Source organism: Antrihabitans spumae (genome assembly GCF_043944905.1).
Lineage (GTDB): Bacteria > Actinomycetota > Actinomycetes > Mycobacteriales > Mycobacteriaceae > Antrihabitans > Antrihabitans spumae.
In genome coordinates this window covers 1-1,217 of the sequence record NZ_JBIMSN010000088.1, presented here as the reverse complement: position 1 = coordinate 1,217, position 1,217 = coordinate 1, and the positions used below count along the sequence as shown (strand labels likewise).

The 1,217-nt window shown below is 62.5% G+C and carries 1 protein-coding gene; it reads right to left on the bottom strand.

Going from position 1 to position 1,217, the window contains the following annotated elements; all coding sequences use genetic code 11:
• On the bottom strand, window positions 1-1,159 hold a 1,159-nt coding region (locus ACHIRB_RS19415), incomplete at its 3' end, for a 13E12 repeat family protein (RefSeq protein ID WP_395127749.1).
• Window positions 1,160-1,217: the final 58 nt, after the last annotated feature.

Here is a 1,217-nt window from a genome sequence, read left to right as displayed (position 1 = left end):
GATGACACTGACACATATTGGCTGGTCGCCAACATGCCGGGAAGGTGCACCCTTTGTCCAGGGCGTAGCGGACCAAACGCTGATCACCCTGCGCGATGCGTTTGGATCTGCCGAGATAGATCGGGCGACCATCATCATCGAACAACGCGAGGTAGTGATGCGCGTGAGCCGCCATCCTGACGACATCTCGGATCGGAAGTAGCGATCCACCACCGGTGATGGCCTGCCCGGTGGCCTCTTCGAGCTCTTTGACGGTCATGGTCGCCACGACGGTGACCGGCAGTCCACGGTGTTGGCCGAGGGTGCCGGAGGCGAGCGCGTCGCGTAGCACCATTTTCAACCCGTCGTGTTGACGTTGCCCGACCGACCGGTCGTCACGGTGGGCGACCTCGTCGGCGGGTTCGTCCTCGACGGTGGAGTCGGTATCTGCCGGGTTCCCGACGCCGGGTTTGGCGTATTTCGCGAACAGCGCCTCGAGGTAGGCGCGTAATTCCGGGTCGACGCAGAAACTCCCCTTGGTCATCAGGTCGGTGCCTTGTTTGCCGAGGAGGAAGCTGCGTTTGCGTTCGCGGTCCACCTCGGGTGCGTTGCCGTCGGGGTTCAAATAGGCGAGGATCCGGTTGCCTGCGCGGCGGAGTTGGTCGGGCCGCAGAATCCGGGCTTGCTCGGCCAGTTTCGCTTCGGCTTGTTCGCGGGTCTCGGCGTCGACGTAGCTGGGGACCTGGGCGAAGAATTCGCGGATGACATTGATGTGGGCTCGGCCGATCGCTCCGTCGGCGTGGGCTGCGGCGGTGTTCGGGTAGACCGGGTCGAGAGGTGCACCGGAGAATCCGGTGCGCGGTCCGAGGTCTTCAGCGATCTTGCGGCGTGCTTTGGCTTCGCCGGGGTAGATCCGCAACGTGTCGGCGAGGACGTCGGCGAGGCGGTAGTCGCCGAGTTCGCCGGGAATCCATTGTTCCTGCATGTCGGCGATCAGGACGGTTCCGAAACCGGAGATCGTGCGTGTTCCGGTTTCGAATCGTTGCACGAGGTCGAGGCGGTCGCGGTTGTTCGACAGTTCGCCGAATCCGACGTCACGTAACCCTTGGAGAGCTGTTTCGAACGCGACCATCGCAGCTTCCACCGCCGCGGTGGGTTGCGGTGTCGGGTTCGAAAGCATGTACTGCTTATCTGCTTAAGTGGACTGATTCTTCAGAAGTCATCAAATGTGTTGCTGG